General features: G+C 72.6%; 12 protein-coding genes. 4 read left to right on the top strand and 8 right to left on the bottom strand.

The window, feature by feature from the left end; all coding sequences use genetic code 11:
* Positions 1 to 144: 144 nt before the first annotated feature.
* The gene (locus OF819_RS12200) at positions 145 to 513 is read left to right on the top strand and encodes a hypothetical protein (RefSeq protein ID WP_267243469.1); all 369 of its coding nucleotides are present in this window, start codon (positions 145 to 147) and stop codon (positions 511 to 513) included.
* A gap of 68 nt (positions 514 to 581) precedes the next feature.
* Here the strand turns inward: OF819_RS12200 and OF819_RS12195 are convergent, their stop codons facing one another.
* The 5 genes from OF819_RS12195 to OF819_RS12175 all read right to left on the bottom strand — a co-directional run bounded on the left by OF819_RS12195 (position 582) and on the right by OF819_RS12175 (position 5262).
* Positions 582 to 815, bottom strand: a complete 234-nt coding sequence (locus OF819_RS12195) for a DUF397 domain-containing protein (RefSeq protein WP_267243494.1) — start codon at positions 813 to 815, stop codon at positions 582 to 584.
* Positions 816 to 943: 128 nt separating this feature from the next.
* Positions 944 to 2110, bottom strand: a complete 1167-nt coding sequence (locus tag OF819_RS12190; protein ID WP_267243468.1) for a thiolase domain-containing protein — start codon at positions 2108 to 2110, stop codon at positions 944 to 946.
* Positions 2107 to 3246 (bottom strand): thiolase domain-containing protein, encoded by a 1140-nt coding sequence (locus tag OF819_RS12185; protein ID WP_267243467.1) that lies wholly within the window; start codon positions 3244 to 3246, stop codon positions 2107 to 2109. The genes OF819_RS12190 and OF819_RS12185 overlap by 4 nt, the downstream gene beginning before the upstream one ends.
* Entirely contained in the window at positions 3243 to 4208 is a 966-nt protein-coding gene (locus OF819_RS12180) for a Zn-ribbon domain-containing OB-fold protein (RefSeq protein ID WP_267243466.1), read from the bottom strand. Before OF819_RS12180 ends, OF819_RS12185 begins: the two co-directional genes overlap by 4 nt.
* A gap of 244 nt (positions 4209 to 4452) precedes the next feature.
* Complete coding sequence (locus tag OF819_RS12175) at positions 4453 to 5262, bottom strand: crotonase/enoyl-CoA hydratase family protein (RefSeq protein ID WP_267243465.1); 810 nt, start codon at positions 5260 to 5262, stop codon at positions 4453 to 4455.
* A gap of 170 nt (positions 5263 to 5432) precedes the next feature.
* Between OF819_RS12175 and OF819_RS12170 the strand changes: the two genes are divergently transcribed.
* Both OF819_RS12170 and paaK read left to right on the top strand, forming a co-directional pair.
* Positions 5433 to 7082 (top strand): acyl-CoA synthetase, encoded by a 1650-nt coding sequence (locus tag OF819_RS12170; RefSeq protein WP_267243464.1) that lies wholly within the window; start codon positions 5433 to 5435, stop codon positions 7080 to 7082.
* 84 nt (positions 7083 to 7166) lie between these two features.
* On the top strand, positions 7167 to 8468 hold the full coding sequence (gene paaK / locus OF819_RS12165) for a phenylacetate--CoA ligase PaaK (RefSeq protein ID WP_267243463.1): 1302 nt from the start codon (positions 7167 to 7169) through the stop codon (positions 8466 to 8468).
* Positions 8469 to 8746: 278 nt separating this feature from the next.
* Here paaK and OF819_RS12160 read toward each other — a convergent pair whose 3' ends face one another.
* Both OF819_RS12160 and OF819_RS12155 read right to left on the bottom strand, forming a co-directional pair.
* Positions 8747 to 10303, bottom strand: a complete 1557-nt coding sequence (locus OF819_RS12160) for an acyl-CoA synthetase (protein ID WP_267243462.1) — start codon at positions 10301 to 10303, stop codon at positions 8747 to 8749.
* Between the two features lie 2 nt (positions 10304 to 10305).
* A complete protein-coding gene (locus OF819_RS12155; protein ID WP_267243461.1) occupies positions 10306 to 11409 on the bottom strand; it encodes an NAD(P)H-dependent flavin oxidoreductase in 1104 nt (367 codons plus the stop codon).
* A 188-nt stretch (positions 11410 to 11597) separates the two neighbouring features.
* Here OF819_RS12155 and OF819_RS12150 point away from each other — a divergent pair, with 188 nt between their 5' ends.
* On the top strand, positions 11598 to 13430 hold the full coding sequence (locus OF819_RS12150) for a serine hydrolase domain-containing protein (RefSeq protein ID WP_267243460.1): 1833 nt from the start codon (positions 11598 to 11600) through the stop codon (positions 13428 to 13430).
* Positions 13431 to 13568: 138 nt separating this feature from the next.
* Here OF819_RS12150 and OF819_RS12145 read toward each other — a convergent pair whose 3' ends face one another.
* Positions 13569 to 15137, bottom strand: coding sequence for a phytoene desaturase family protein (locus OF819_RS12145; RefSeq protein WP_267243459.1), 1569 nt, complete (start codon positions 15135 to 15137; stop codon positions 13569 to 13571).
* Positions 15138 to 15185: the final 48 nt, after the last annotated feature.

Genomic DNA, 15185 nt, shown 5'->3' with positions numbered 1-15185 from the left:
TAAGCAGCGGGTCCCGCGGTTGCGGCGGCGCGGTGTTGAAGGCGTGGTGTTGAAGGCGCTGTGTTGAACGCGGGCGGAGGCCGCTGCGTATCCCTGGGCACATCCGGATGCCGACACCGACCGGCCCCCTGTGAGGAGCAGTCCATGAACGACCGCGTCGATCCTCCGCCCTCGTCCCCGCCGCCTCCCCTGCATGCGCTTCCGGACGGGGAGGCCGAGCTGAAGCTGGTGGTCCGGCTGGGGTGGGAGGATGTGGCCGCCCTCGGACAGGAGGCGGGGCGGCTGGCGGCGCGCATGCAGCGCGCCGTGACCCTTGACGAGGCCGCCGCGCACCGGCTGCGCACCCGGCCGGTCTCGCGTCCGCAGGCCGTGCCTGAGCGCACCGCGCCCGCGACGGCGTCCCCGGTGTCCCCGCTGACCGCGCGCTCCCCGGGGGAGCATGCGCGCCAGGCCATCGACAAGATCAACGGTTCGGCGGCCGGCGGCCACGGGGGCGCCCAGACCTCGGCGTGACGCCCGGACGCGGCGTAAAGGGGGCGCGGGACGGGCCGCCCGGAGACGGCTGGGCACGGCGGGTGTGCTCAGGTGAGGTCGAACTCCCCTTCGCGGGCGTTCATGACGAAGGCACGCCATTCGTCCGGGGCGAAGATCAGCGACGGGCTTCCCGGCCGGGCGCCGTTGCGCATCGCGATGAACCCCTCGACGAAGGCGATCTGGACGTCTCCCGCCCCCTGACTGCTGGACTGCCACTCCGCATTGCTGAGGTCGAGCTCCGGCTTGTCCCAGCCGGACGGCGTCTGCGCGGTGGTCGTCATGGTCTCGCCCACGTCCGTAGCTCCTCCCGGTTCGTCGTCCGCCGCTCAGCCTAGCCACCGTCTCCCGCCGGGGACAGGCCACGAACGGGGGGTGCGGCCTGCAGGGCCGTCTCCGCCCGTGCGGGACGTCAGCGGTCGGGCGGCCGGTCGCCGACCAGCCATATGGCGAAGAACTGCGAGCCGCCGCCATAGGCGTGGCCGAGGGCGCGGCGTGCTCCGTCGACCTGGTGCTCGCCCGCCTGGCCGCGCACCTGGAGGGCCGCCTCGGCGAAGCGGATCATGCCGGAAGCTCCGATGGGGTTGGCCGACAGCACTCCGCCGGAGGGGTTTACAGGCAGATCGCCGTCGAGTTCGGTGACCTTTGACTCGGTGAGCTTCCAGCCCTCGCCCTCGTCGGCGAAGCCCAGGTTCTCCAGCCACATCGGCTCGTACCAGGAGAAGGGCACATAGATCTCTACGGCGTCGATCTCGCGGCGCGGCTCGGCGATGCCCGCCTGCCGGTAAACGTCGGCGGCGCAGTCCCGGCCTGCCCGCGGGGAGACGAAGTCCTTGCCGGCGAACATGGTGGGTTCGCTGCGCATCGCCCCTCCGTGGACCCAGGCGGCCGGTCTCGGGGAGCGGGCAGCACCCGCGCGGCCCGTGAGCACCATGGCGCAGGCGCCGTCGGAGGAGGGGCAGGTCTCCGAGTAGCGGATGGGGTCCCAGAGCATCGGCGACGCCATGACCTTCTCCAGGGTGATGTCGTGCTCGTGGAGATGGGCGCAGGGGTTCTTCAGCGCGTTGCGGCGGTCCTTGTAGGCGACCAGGGCGCCGACGGTGTCGGGGGCGCCGCTGCGGCGCATATAGGCGCGGACATGGGGGGCGAAGAAGCCGCCCGCGCCCGCCAGCAGGGGCTGCTGGAAGGGGACGGGCAGCGACAGGCCCCACATCGCGTTGGACTCGGACTGCTTCTCGAAGGCGAGGGTGAGGACGGTCGGGTGGACGCGGGCGGCGACGAGATTCGCGGCGACGAGCGCGGTGGAGCCGCCGACGGAGCCGGCGGTGTGCACACGCAGGATGGGCTTGCCGACCGCGCCGAGGGCGTCGGCGAGATACAGCTCGGGCATCATCAGGCCCTCGAAGAAGTCCGGGGCCTTGCCGATGACGACGGCGTCGATGTCCGCCCAGGTCAGCTCGGCGTCCTGAAGGGCGCGGACGGCGGCCTCGCGGACGAGTCCGGCGATCGAGACGTCCCGGCGGGCGGCGACATGTCTGGTCTGGCCGACGCCGACGACGGCCACGGGCTCTTTGCTCACCTTGGGCCTCCTTCTAGGGCTCCTTCAGAGGCTCGCTCGGGGTCTCCCCCGGCGTTTCGCTCTGTGTCCCGCTCGGGGTCTCCTTCGAGGACGGCGACCAGGTTCTGCTGGAGGCAGGGGCCCGAGGTGGCGTGGGCGAGGGCGCGGTCGGACGCGCCGCGGCAGATGCGGGCGGCGGCCTCGCCGATGCGGATCAGCCCCGCGGCCATCATGGGGTTGGCGGCGAGCGCGCCCCCGGAGGGGTTGACGGCGACGCGGTCGTCGAGCCTCAGGGCGGCGCGCAGTACGGCCTCTTGAGAGGTGAAGGGGGCGTGCAGCTCTGCGGTGTCGACGGGCCGGTCGAAGGCTCCGGCGTGCTCTGCCGCCAGGCGGGTGGAGGGCGAGTCGGTCAGATCGCGTACGCCGAGGCTGTGGGCCTCGATGCGGTGGTCCATGCCGCGGATCCAGGCGGGGCGGGGGCACAGCCGGCGTGCCCGGTCTCCGGCGGCCAGCACGACGGCCGCCGCGCCGTCGCCGATGGGCGGGCAGTCGGCGGTGCGCAGCGGCCGTACGACGTAGTCGCCGTGCGGGGTGGGGGCGGTGAGCTGGGCGCGGGGGTTGCCGGCGGCGGAGGTGCGGCTGCGCGCGGCGACGGCGGCGAGCGCCGGTTCACCGGTGTGGCCCGCGTCGATGAGCGCCTGCGCCTGGAGGGCGGCGAGCGCGACCGGGTCGGGCCACAGCGGGGCGACGTAATAGGGGTCGAGCTGCCGGGTGAGGACCTCGCGCAGGTCGCCGGGCGAGGACTTGCCGTAGGCGTAGACGAGCGCGGTGTCCGCCTCCCCCGTCAGGAGCTTCACCCATGCCTCGTACAGGGCCCAGGCGCCGTCCATTTCGACATGGGACTCGGAGATGGGCGGCCAGGCGCCGACGCCGTCCAGGGCCATGGTGAAGGAGAAGGCGCGGCCCGCGAGATAGTCGCTGGAGCCGGAGCAGGTGAAGCCGATGTCGCCGGCCTTCAGCCCGGTTTGGCGCAGCACCTCGTGCAGCACGGGCATCAGCATCTCGACTTCGGAGAGTTCGTCGGTGCGGCGGCGGCACGTCGTCTGGGCGAAGGCGACGATCGCCACGTCCCGCCGCGCCGGGGTCCCGGGGGTCACAGGAGCTCCTTGTAGGTGTCGTAGTCGGCGTCCGGCTCGCCCGTGGGGCGGTAGTGGTCGGGGTAGCGGCCGTCGTCGCTCCACACCGGTTCCACGCGCAGGCCCATGCGCACCTGGTCGTACGGGATGCCGCCGATCCGGCCGTGGAGAGCGAGGTCCGCGCCGTCGAGGGCGATATGGGCGTAGACGTACGGCACCTCTATCGCCAGATTCCTGGCTTTGATGTTGACGATGCAGAAGGTGGTGACCGTGCCGCGGGGGCCGACCTCGACCTGTTCGGCGGTGGCGACCCCGCAGGTGGGGCAGGCGCCGCGGGACGGGACGTACACCTTCCGGCAGGAGGGGCAGCGTTCGCCGACGGTGCGCCGCTCGGCGAGGGCGTGGAGGTAGGCGCTCTGGGCGCGGCCGGGCGCGTAGGTGTAGTCCAGCCGGGCGGGGGCGGTGATGCCCGTGACCGGGTTGTCGAACCGTCCGCTGTGCGGGCGGGGCCACCCCTCTGGCGCGTCGTCCGGGCAGGGTTCGAAGCACGCGATGTCGGTGATCGCGCCGCTGCGCCGCCCGGCCCAGCGGACGCGGACCCGCATCCCGGTGCGGACGGCGTCGGGTCCGGGGGCGTCGAGTGCGTGGAGCAGGGCGCTGTCGGCCCCGTCGAGCCGTACGAGCACCCAGGCGAAAGGGGTGGCCAGCGGCTGGCCGCGGGTGGGCGCCGGGTTCCAGGCCCAGGTGGTGACCGTGCCGGTGGGGGCGACTTCGACGAGGTCGCGGAGTTCGCCGGCGGTCTCGGGGTCGTACTCGACGGGCGGGACGAGCACCGTCCCGGCGTCGGTCCGCACCCCGAGGAGGGTGCGCTCGCGCAGCCCGGTGAGAAACGCGGACTGCACGGGCCCGAGGGACCGGGTGAAGGGGAACTCCACGACCAGCGGGGCGCTGAGCGTCGCGCCCGGCGCGGGGGTGGCGGTCATCTGCGGCGCGCTCCATTCTCCGCCGGGGCGGCGGTTTGTGCTCCGGCGTCGCCGGAGGGTGTTGTCTGGCCGGCTGCGTCCGCGGCCGGGCGGCTCGCCCCGGACGAGCGGGCGAAGACGTGTCCCCAGCCGAGGCGTCTCCGGCCTCCGCGGGGCGGGGCCTGATGTCCCCGCGCGGCGCGCGGCCGAGGAGGCAGCGGATGCAACGAGGGGACGGGGGCCGGACGGAGTCCGGGGAGCGGTGTCATCGGCGGCGGTAGACGGGCGGTCGCTTCTCGGCGAAGGCGCGGGCGCCTTCCCTGGCGTCCTCCGTGTCAAAGACCGGCCAGCCGCGTTTCAGTTCGGCCGCGAGCCCTTCGGTCTCGGTCATGTCGGCGGTCTCGTAGACGGACGCCTTGACCGCCTCGACGGCCAGCGGCCCGCAGGCGTTGATCCGTTCGGCGATCTCCAGGGCCGTGGCGAGGGCCTCGCCGTCGGGCACGACATGGCCGATGAGGCCGATGCGCTCGGCTTCCCCGGCGCTGTAGCGGCGGCCGGTGAGGAGCATCTCCAGAGCGTGGGTGCGGGGGATCTGGCGCTGGAGGCGGACGGTGGAGCCGCCGATGGGGAAGAGGCCGCGCGCCACCTCGAACAGCCCGAAGACGGCGCCGTGTCCCGCCACGCGGATGTCGGTGCCCTGGAGGATCTCCGTGCCGCCCGCGACGCACGGGCCCTCGACCGCGGCGATGACGGGTTTGCGCGGGCGGTGGCTGCGCAGCATCGCCTTCCAGTGGAGTTCGGGGTCGGCCTTGAGCCGTTCCCGGTGCCGCTCCCCCGCCATGCCGTGGCCGGCCAGGGCCTTGAGGTCCATGCCGGCGCAGAAGGCCCCGCCCGCGCCGGTCAGCACGATGGAGCGGACGGAGTCGTCCTCGTCCGCCTCAAGCCAGCCGTCGTGGAGGCCGACGAGCATCGCGATCGAGAGTGCGTTCTTGGCTTCGGGCCTGTTCAGGGTGAGGACCATCGTCGCGCCTTCGCGCCGCACGGCCAGGTGTTCCGTACCGCCGCCTTCTCGCATGCCTGCCGCCTCCCGTGTGAGGAACGAGAACAGGTTGCAGGAGGCGCAGAGCCAGTTCAAGAGTTTTCTGACATGCAGTCAGATTTCTGCGGCGACGGGTCTTCCCAGTCCTGCGGCGCTCTGCTCTGATGACGCGGAGTCGATGGCGTCGTCTTCGGTCAGGAGGAGCGGTGGAGTACAACCTTGCCGACCTGTTCGAGTCGGTCGTGGACGCGGTCCCGGACCGTGAGGCGCTCATCTTCGCCGACATTCCGGGCACCGGCGCGGAGCGCAGGCTCAGCTACGCGGAGCTGGACGCCGCGGCCAACCGGATCGCCCACCACCTCCTGGACGCGGGCATCGCCCCGGGTGAACATCTGGGGCTGCATCTCTACAACGGAGTCGAGTATCTGCAGACGGTGCTCGGCTGCCTCAAGGCGCGGATCGTCCCCGTGAACGTCAACTACCGGTATGTGGAAGAGGAACTCGTCTATCTCTACCGGGACGCCGACCTCGTGGCACTGGTCTTCGACGCGGAGTTCACCGGGCGGGTCGCGGCGGCGCTGCCGCGGTGCGCGGGGCTGCGCCATCTGCTGCGGGTGGGGGCCGCGCCGGCGGACGCGCCGGACCTGCCCGCCGTGCCCTTCGCGCAAGCCGAGGCCGGCGGATCCCCGCTGCGGGGCTTCGCGGCGCGCTCCGCCGACGACCAGTTCATCATCTACACCGGCGGCACGACCGGCATGCCCAAGGGCGTGATGTGGCGTCAGGAAGATCTGTTCTTCTCCGGCCTGGGCGGGGGCGCGCCCACGGGCGAGCCGGTCACCCGGCCCGAGGAGCTGGCGGAGCGGGTCGCGGCGGGAGGCGACGGGATCACCTTCTTCCCCGCTCCCCCGCTGATGCACGGCACGTCCACGCTGACCGCGTTCATCGCCTTCAACTTCGGCCAGCGGGTGGTGCTGCACCGCAAGTTCGTCCCCGAGGAGGTGCTCCGCACGATCGAGAAGGAGCGGGTCAGCAGTGTGTCGCTGGTGGGGGACGCGATGCTGCGCCCGCTGGTCGACGCTCTGGCGGGACCGCTGAAGGGGACGGACCTCTCGGCGCTGTTCAGCGTCTCCAGCTCCGGGGCGATCATGTCCGAGACGGTGCGGGCGCAGTTCGCCGAGCTGGCCCCCGGGGTGCTGCTGCTGAACAACTTCGGCTCCTCGGAGTCCGGCTTCAACGGCACGGCGACACAGGACTCGGGCCCCGGGAACGGTTTCCGGCTGCGGGTCAACGACCGTACGACGGTGGTCGATCCGGTGACGTACGAACCGGTCGGGCCGGGCGAGCCGGGGCGCATCGCCCAGCGCGGCCATGTGCCGCTGGGCTACTACAACGACCCCGGCAAGACGGCGGAGACGTTTTTCCGGCGCGGGGGCGAACGGTGGGTGCTGCTCGGCGACATGGCCACGGTGGACGAGGACGGCGTGGTCACCGTGCTGGGACGGGGCTCGCAGTGCATCAACACCGGCGGCGAGAAGGTGTATCCGGAGGAGGTCGAGCAGGCGCTGAAGTCCCATCCGGACGTGTACGACGCACTGGTGGCGGGCGTCCCGGACGCACGGTGGGGCAGTCAGGTGGCGGCGGTGGTGCAGCCGCGCGCCGGAGCGGCCGAGCCGAGTCTCACGGCGCTCCAGGCGCACTGCCGGGCCCGGCTGGCGGGGTACAAGATCCCCCGCCGGCTGGTGATCGCCCCGGAGATCCAGCGCTCGCCGAGCGGCAAGGCGGACTACCGCTGGGCACGCGCGGTGGTGACGGCGGCGGCGGAGGAATCGGCAAAGGCCCCGCCGTCCGCGCCTTGACGCACCGGGCTCTGGGCTGCGTTACTGACCCCGCCGGCTCAACCGAATGATCGGTCGTCAGGCGTGCGGCGGGAGGAGCCACGGATGACGGACCTGCTGGACGCGGCGGAACGGCTCGGCCGCGAAGAGCTTCAAGAGCTGCAGCTGACCCGGCTGCGGTCCGCCCTGCGCCATGCGTACGACCGCGTGCCCTTCTACCGGACAGCCTTCGACCGGGCGGGCGTACGCCCCGAGGACTGCCGCACCCTCGCCGATCTCGCGCGCTTCCCCTTCACCGCCAAGACGGACCTGCGGGACAACTACCCCTTCGGAATGTTCGCGGTGGACCGGTCCGAGGTGCGCCGCATCCATGCCTCCAGCGGGACGACCGGCCGGCCCACCGTGGTCGGCTACACCGAGCGTGATCTGGACGTCTGGGCGGATGTGGTGGCCCGCTCGATCCGCGCGGCGGGCGGCAGGCCGGGCGACACGGTCCATGTGGCCTACGGCTATGGGCTGTTCACCGGCGGTCTGGGCGCCCACTACGGGGCCGAGCGGCTCGGCTGCACCGTCGTGCCCGCGTCCGGCGGCATGACGGCCCGGCAGGTGCGGCTGATCCAGGACTTCCGCCCCGGGATCATCATGGTGACGCCTTCGTACATGCTCACCCTCCTCGACGAGTTCGAGCGCCAGGGCGTCGATCCGCGCTCCACCTCCCTGAGGGTGGGTCTCTTCGGCGCGGAGCCGTGGACCGAGCAGATGCGGGCCGAGATCGAGGAGCGGTTCGCGATCGACGCCGTCGACATCTACGGACTGTCGGAGGTGATCGGTCCGGGTGTGGCGCAGGAGTGCGTGGAGACGAAAGACGGACTCCACATCTGGGAGGACCACTTCTATCCGGAGATCGTGGATCCGGCGACCGGCGAGGTGCTGCCGGACGGCGAGCCGGGCGAGCTGGTGTTCACCTCGCTCACCAAGGAGGCCATGCCGGTGATCCGCTACCGGACACGTGATCTGACCCGGCTGCTGCCGGGCACGGCCCGGGCCTTCCGGCGGATGGAGAAGGTCACCGGGCGCAGCGACGACATGGTGATCCTGCGCGGGGTGAACCTCTTCCCCACCCAGATCGAGGAGATCGTGCTCCGCACCCCGTATGCGGCCCCGCACTTCCAGCTCCGCCTCACCCGCGAAGGCCGCCTCGACGCACTGACAGTCCGCGCGGAGGCGCGGGCCGGGGCCGGCCCCGAGCAGCGGGCGGCCGCCGAGAGGGCCATCGCCCGGGCCGTGAAGGACGGGATCGGGGTGGCGGTGGGGGTCGAGGTGGTGGACCCGGAGACGCTGGAGCGGTCGGCAGGAAAGATCAAGCGGATTGTGGATCTGCGGGAGGCGGGGCGTTCCGCGTCTTGACGCCCTGGGGCTGGTGCGCCGGCGGTTGGCGGATCGCCCGGGTGCGGGGGCGTCAGCGGTCCGGGGTTGCGCCTGCGGCGGGCGTTCTCCCCTCCCCCGCCCCTTCCCGAAACCGGGGCTGAAGCCCCAGACCCCGGTACGGCCTTCGGCCGTGTCCTCAAGCGCCGAACAGGCTTGATTTGGCTGCGCCAAATCCCAGCCACGCCGGCGATTGAGGCGCGGGGGTCTGGGGGCGGAGCCCCCGGGAAACGGGGTCTGGGGCGCAGCCCCGGTTGCGGTCAGGTGTCGTGGGGTTCCCAGTACGGGTCCCTCAGGCGGCGCTTGTAGAGCTTGCCGTTGGGGTCGCGCGGCATGGTGGGGATGAAGTCAAGGCTCCTGGGGCGCTTGTAGCGGGCGAGCCTGGCCGCGCAGTGGGCGAGGATGTCGTCGGCGAGCGCGGCGTCCGGCGTGTGGCCGTCGGCGGCTTCGACGACCGCCTTGACCTCTTCTCCCCAGTCGGCGTGCGGGATGCCGAAGGCCGCCGCGTCGGCGACCGCGGGATGGGTGAGCAGGGCGGACTCGATCTCGGCGGGGTAGATGTTCACTCCGCCGGAGATAATCATGTCGATCTTGCGGTCGCGGAGGAAGAGATAGCCGTCCTCGTCCAGGAAGCCGAGGTCTCCCACGGTGAAGTAGTCGCCGATGCGGCTGTCGCGGGTCTTCGCCGTGTCCTTGTGGTAGCTGAAGCCTCCGGTGGTCATCTTCATATAGACGGTGCCGAGTTCGCCGGGCGGCAGCCGGTTGCCTTCGTCGTCGAAGACCGCGATGTCGCTGATCGGCCAGGCCCTACCGACGGTGCCCGGCTTCTTCAGCCAGTCCTCGGCGGTGGCGAACGCGCCGCCGCCCTCGCTGGCGGCGTAGTACTCCTCGACGCACCTCCCCCACCACTCGATCATCGCCCGTTTGACGTGGTCGGGGCAGGGCGCGGCGCCGTGGACGGCGTGGCGCATGGAGGTGACGTCATAGCGGCTCTTGATCTCGTCCGGCAGGGCGAGCAGCCGGTGGAACTGGGTGGGCACCATATGGGTGTGGGTGCAGCCGTGGGCGTCGATCAGCCGCAGCATCTCCTCCGGCGTCCATTTGTCCATCATCACGAGCGGATGGCCGATGTGCAGGGACGCGCTGGCGAACTGGAGCACGGCGGTGTGGTACATCGGCGAGCAGACGAGATGGACATTGCCGTCGAACGGCCGGATGCCGAAGATGCCCAGGAAGCCGCCGAGATGGCTCTCCTCGGGGAGTCTGCCGGTCAGCGGCCGGCGGATGCCCCGCGGCCGGCCGGTGGTGCCGGAGGTGTAGTTCATCACCCAGCCGAGCGAGCGGTCGTCCGGGGGCGTGGCCGGCTGCCCGTCGAGGAGGGCGGTGTACGGGCGGAAGCCGGACGCCTCGCCGACGGCGTAGCGGGCGGTCCGCGGCAGCTCCGCCTCGTCGGCGGCGGCCCGCGCGGCGTCGGCGAACCGCTCATGGGCGATCAGCGCCCTGGCCCCGGAGTCGGCGGCGATCCAGGCGATCTCGGGGCCGGTCAGATGGTGGTTGACGGGGACCAGATAGAGCCCCGCCTGGGTGGCGGCGAGTGCGGCGGTGAGGAACTCGACGCCGTTGGGCAGGACGACCGCGAAGGCATCGCCCTGGCGGAGCCCTGCCGCGCGCAGTCCGTGCACCAGCCGGTTGGCGGCGGCGTGCAGCCGTCCTGCGGTCCACCGCGCGCCGTCCGGGGCGATCAGCATCGTGCGGTCGGGGTCGGCCGTCGCCTGCGCCCAGAAGCCGCTGGGCGTATCGCCTGTCGGGGGTGTCATGGTCAGCTCCTTCCGGCGATGCGGTTGATGCGGTCCACGGCCCGTTCGAAGCCCCGGGTGAGGTCGTCGAAGACCTCCTGGACGCTGCGTTCGGACGTCATCCGGCCCACGATCTGCCCGACGGGCGTGCCCAGCAGCGGACCGGTCTCGTACTTCTGGATGCGGGAGAGCGCCTCGGCGACCAGCAGGCCCTGCAGCGGCATCGGAAGGGCGCCGGGGCCGCCGGGGTCGTCCCAGGCGTCGGTCCACGCGGTGCGGAGCTGGCGTGCGGGCTTGCCCGTCAGGGCACGGGAGCGGACGGTGTCGCCGGAGCCCGCCGCGAGCAGTTTGCGGGTGAGGGCGCGGGAGTGCAGTTCCGCCTCGGTCGTGGTGAGCCAGATCGAGCCGAGCCAGACGCCCTGCGCGCCGAGCGCGAGCCCGGCGGCGATCTGCGCGCCGCTGCCGATGCCGCCCGCGGCGAGCACGGGCAGCGGGTGGACGGCGTCGACGACGTCGGGGGTCAGCACCATGGTCGCGATCTCGCCGGTGTGGCCGCCGGCTTCATAGCCCTGGGCCACCACGATGTCGATGCCCGCCTCTGCGTGGCGGCGGGCGTGCTTGGCGCTGCCCGCGAGGGCCGCGGTGAGCACCCCGCGGCCGCGGGCGCGTTCGATCACATCCGGGGGCGGGGAGCCGAGGGCGTTGGCGAGCAGCCTGATCGGATAGTCGAAGGCGACGTCGAGCTGGCTGCGGGCGACCTGCTCCATCCAGCCGGTGATGCGCCAGCCGGGGGCCTCGCCCTCGGGGAGTTCGGGCACGCCGTGCTTCGCCAGGGTCTCGCGGACGAACTGCCGGTGCCCCTGGGGGATCATCGCCTCGGCGTCGGCCTCCGTGACGCCTTCGACTTTCTTGGCGGGCATGACGACATCGAGGCCGTAGGGCTTGCCGCCGGTGTGCTTCTGCATCCATTCGAGGTCGTGTTCCAGTGCGTCGGGGGCGGTGTAGCGGACGGCCCCGAGCACCCCGAGGCCGCCGGCCCGGGAGATGGCGGCGGCGACCGCGGGGAACGGCGTGAAGCCGAAGACAGCGTGCTCGATGCCCAGTTGCTTGCTCAGCTCCGTCTCCATGGGCGCAGGATGCCGCAGCCGGACGGACGACGGAAGAGATTTTCTGATGCAGCGTCAGATTGCCTGGGGCGGACCCCGCCCTGCCCCGCGCCGTGATGGTTGACACCGCTCAGGTCCGGCAAGAAAGTTTCACAGGCGGTCCAGATCCCGAAAAATACTTTCAGGGCTCTCCCGGAGAGGTGGTGCGGATGACTCACGACACGGCAGGCTCGGGGATCAGCAGACGCAGACTGGGCGGCGGCGTGCTGGCGCTGGGCGGAGCGCTGGCGCTCGCGCCGATCGCCACGCCGGCGCGGGCCGGGGAGCCGGGCGGAGGCGGCTCCCCGGCCCGCCGGCCGACGCTGCGGCACGGCTCGCCCGAGCGCGCCGGGCTGCTGCGGGGACCGCTGGAGCGGCTCGTCACGGACGCCGAGACCTTCCTCGGCCCCTCTCCCCTGCATCCCTGGTACGCCGGGGCCGTCCTGCTCGCCGGGCGCGGCGGCACGGTGGCGCTGCACCGGCCGATCGGCTGGGCCGTGCGCTACGCGGCGTACGACGAGAAGACCGACACCGGGGTGGAGCTCCCGGCCGCCCGGCGGATTCCCATGGCCCACGACACCGTCTTCGATCTGGCCTCGCTCACCAAGCTGTTCACCTCCATCCTGGCGGTGCAACTGCTGGAGCGCGGCGCACTGGAGCTGGAGGCGGCCGTCGCCTCCTATCTGCCGGAGTTCGGCGGCGCGGGCAAACAGGACATCACCGTGCGTCAGCTTCTCACCCACACCTCCGGGTTGCGGGCCTGGCTGCCGCTCTACCAGGAGCCGACGCACGAGGGAAAGCTGGAGCTGCTGTGGAACGAGGCCCCCGTCGCCGCGCCGGGCGCCGCCTACCTCTACTCCGACCTCAATCTGATCAGCCTTCAGCTGCTGTTGGAGCGGGTCACCGGCCGCAGGCTGGACGTGCTGCTCCATGACGAGATCACCGCGCCCCTGAGGATGCGCCGCACCCGGTTCAACCCTCCCTCCTCCTGGAAGCCGAGGATCGCCGCGACCGAGGACGCCAGAGCGCCGTGGTCGGGGCTGGAGCGCGGCATGGTGTGGGGCGAGGTGCACGACGAGAACGCGTACGGCTTCAAAGGCGTGGCCGGGCACGCGGGCGTCTTCTCCTGCGCCTGGGATCTGGCGGTGCTGGCCCGCGCGCTGCTCAACGGCGGGGTGTACGGACGGCGGCGCATCCTGCGGCCCGCGTCGGCGCAGCTGATGTTCACCGACTTCAACACGGACTTCCCGGGCGATGCGCACGGGCTGGGCTTCGAGCTCTACCAGCACTGGTACATGGGGGCGATGGCGACGCCCCGCAGCGCCGGGCACACCGGCTTCACCGGCACCAGCCTGGTGCTGGACCCGACGACCGACTCGTTTCTCATCCTGCTCGGCAACTCCTGCCATCCGGTGCGGAGCTGGCGCTCGGGCAGCGCGCCGAGGGTCGCCGCGGCGGATCACCTGGCGCGGGCGGTCCCCGTGCGGCCGGTCCACGGCCGCACGGCCTGGTTCACCGGCATGGCGAGCCCGGCCGACACGACGCTCACCCTGCCGCCGCTGGCCCTCTCCGCGGACGGGCGTGCGCGGCTGCGGTGCGCGCTGTGGTGGGACACCGAGCCCGGCTCGGACGCGGTCTTCCTGGAGGCGTCGGGGGACGGCGGGGCGGCGGGCGCCTGGACGCCCGTGCCGTTCACCTCCGTACGGGCGGGCGGCGAGCCGCGGTCCCACCCGGCGGGTTCGGCCGGCGGCTGGTCCGGGCGGGTCTGGCACCGGGTCGTCGCGGACCTGTCCCGGTGGGCCGGGGCCGGATCCGGGGCCGGATCCGGGGGCGGCGGCGTCCGGCTGCGGTGGCGGTCCCGGACGGACGAGCGGTATGTGGGGCGCGGTGTGTACGTGGACGGGCTCCGCGTGGAGGACGGGGGGCGGTGCGTGTTCGACGAGTCGCGGGCGGGGGATGCGGGGCGGATCGAGGCGAGGGGGTGGGAGGCGGTGCGGGGCTGACGGGCCAGACCCCGGTACGGCCTTCGGCCGTGTCCTCAGTCTCCCCCGGGCTCCTCCTCCAGCTACCGCTGGGGGAGTTTGAGGCGCGGGGGTCCGGGGGCGGAGCCCCCGGAAACGGGGGCTGGGGCGGAGCCCCAGTCACCGGTCCAGCGTTGCCATCGCTGCGTTGTGGCCCGGGATGCCGCTCACGCCGCCGCCCCGTGTCGCCCCCGCGCCGCAGAGGAGGATGTTGGGGTGGGCGGTCTCCACGCCCCAGCGGCCGGTGGCCTCGGTGGCGTAGGGGAAGGCGAGGTCGCGGTGGAAGATATGGCCGCCGGGCAGGCGGAGTTCGTGTTCGAGGTCGAGCGGGGTCTTGGCCTCGATGCAGGGTTCGCCGCGCTCGTCGAGGGCCAGGCAGTCGGCGAGCGGCTCGTCCAGGCAGGTGTCGAGCTGGGCGAGGGTCGCCTTCAGCAGGGCCGCGCGGGCGGCGTCGTTGTCGGCCGTGAAGAGCCTGGCGGGGGTGTGCAGTCCGAAGAGGGTGAGGGTGTGGCAGCCCCGGGCGGTGAGCCGGGGGCCGAGGATCGACGGGTCGGTCAGCGAGTGGCAGTAGATCTCCGACGGCGGAACGCTCGGCAGGCGGCCCTGCGCGGCCTGGGCGTACGCGGTCGCCAACTGCTCATAGCCCTCGGCGACATGGAAGGTGCCGGCGAACGCGTCGCGCGGGTCGACGGACCGGTCCCGCAGCCGGGGCAGCCGCTCCAGCAGCATATTGACCTTGAACTGCGCGCCCTCGGCCGGCGCCGGGGGCCGCTCGCCGAGCAGTGCGGCCAGCTCCCGGGGAGAGGCGTTCACCAGGACGTGCCGGGCCTCGACGACGCCCTCCCCGTCCGCCGTGCGGTAGGCGACCTCGGCCTGCTGTCCGTCTGTGGCGACGCGGATCGCCTCATGCCCTGTCAGAATCTCCGCGCCCGCGGAGCGCGCCGTGCCGGCCAGGGCGTCCGTCAGCGCGCCCATGCCGCCGACCGGGACGTCCCAGTCGCCTGTACCGCCTCCGATGACGTGGTAGAGGAAGCAGCGGTTCTGCACCAGGGACGGGTCGTGGGCGTCCGCGAAGGTGCCGATCAGGGCGTCGGTGAGCACCACGCCCCGGACCAGGTCATGCGCGAACCGCTCCTCGATCGCGACGCCGATGGGCTCCTCGAACAGCATCCGCCATGCGCGCTCGTCGCCGATGCGCTCGCGCAGCTCCTCGCGGGTGGGAAGCGGCTCGGTCAGCGTCGGAAAGACGCGGCGGGCCACGTCGCCGGTGGTCCCGTAGAACTCCCGCCACGCCGTGTACTCCGTGTCCCCGCCGGTCAGCCGGGCGAACGACTCCCTTGTGCCCGGCCCGCCGACCAGCAGCCCGCCGTCGCCCGCGGGGGTGTACGAGGAGACGGTCCGCTTGCGGACCGCGAAGTCCAGGCCCAGCTCCCGCACGATTTTCGGGGGCAGCAGGGAGACGAGGTACGAGTAGCGCGAGAGGCGGGCGTCGACCCCGGCGAAGGGACGGGTGGAGACGGCCGCTCCGCCGGTGCGGGGAAGGCGTTCCAGCAGCAGCACGGAGCGTCCGGCGCGGGCGAGATAGGCGGCGGCGACCAGGCCGTTGTGACCGCCTCCGACGATGACCGCGTCGTACGAGCCGCGTGCGGGGTGCGGAGAGTCCGGGCCGGGCGAGGAGAGTGCGGACATGCGGCCGACCCTACCCGCGCGCCGTCATGTCCCGCCGCCATGTCCGGT

Source organism: Streptomyces sp. PR69 (assembly GCF_026420845.1).
Lineage (GTDB): Bacteria > Actinomycetota > Actinomycetes > Streptomycetales > Streptomycetaceae > Streptomyces.
This window is presented reverse-complemented; position numbering and strand designations above follow the sequence as displayed.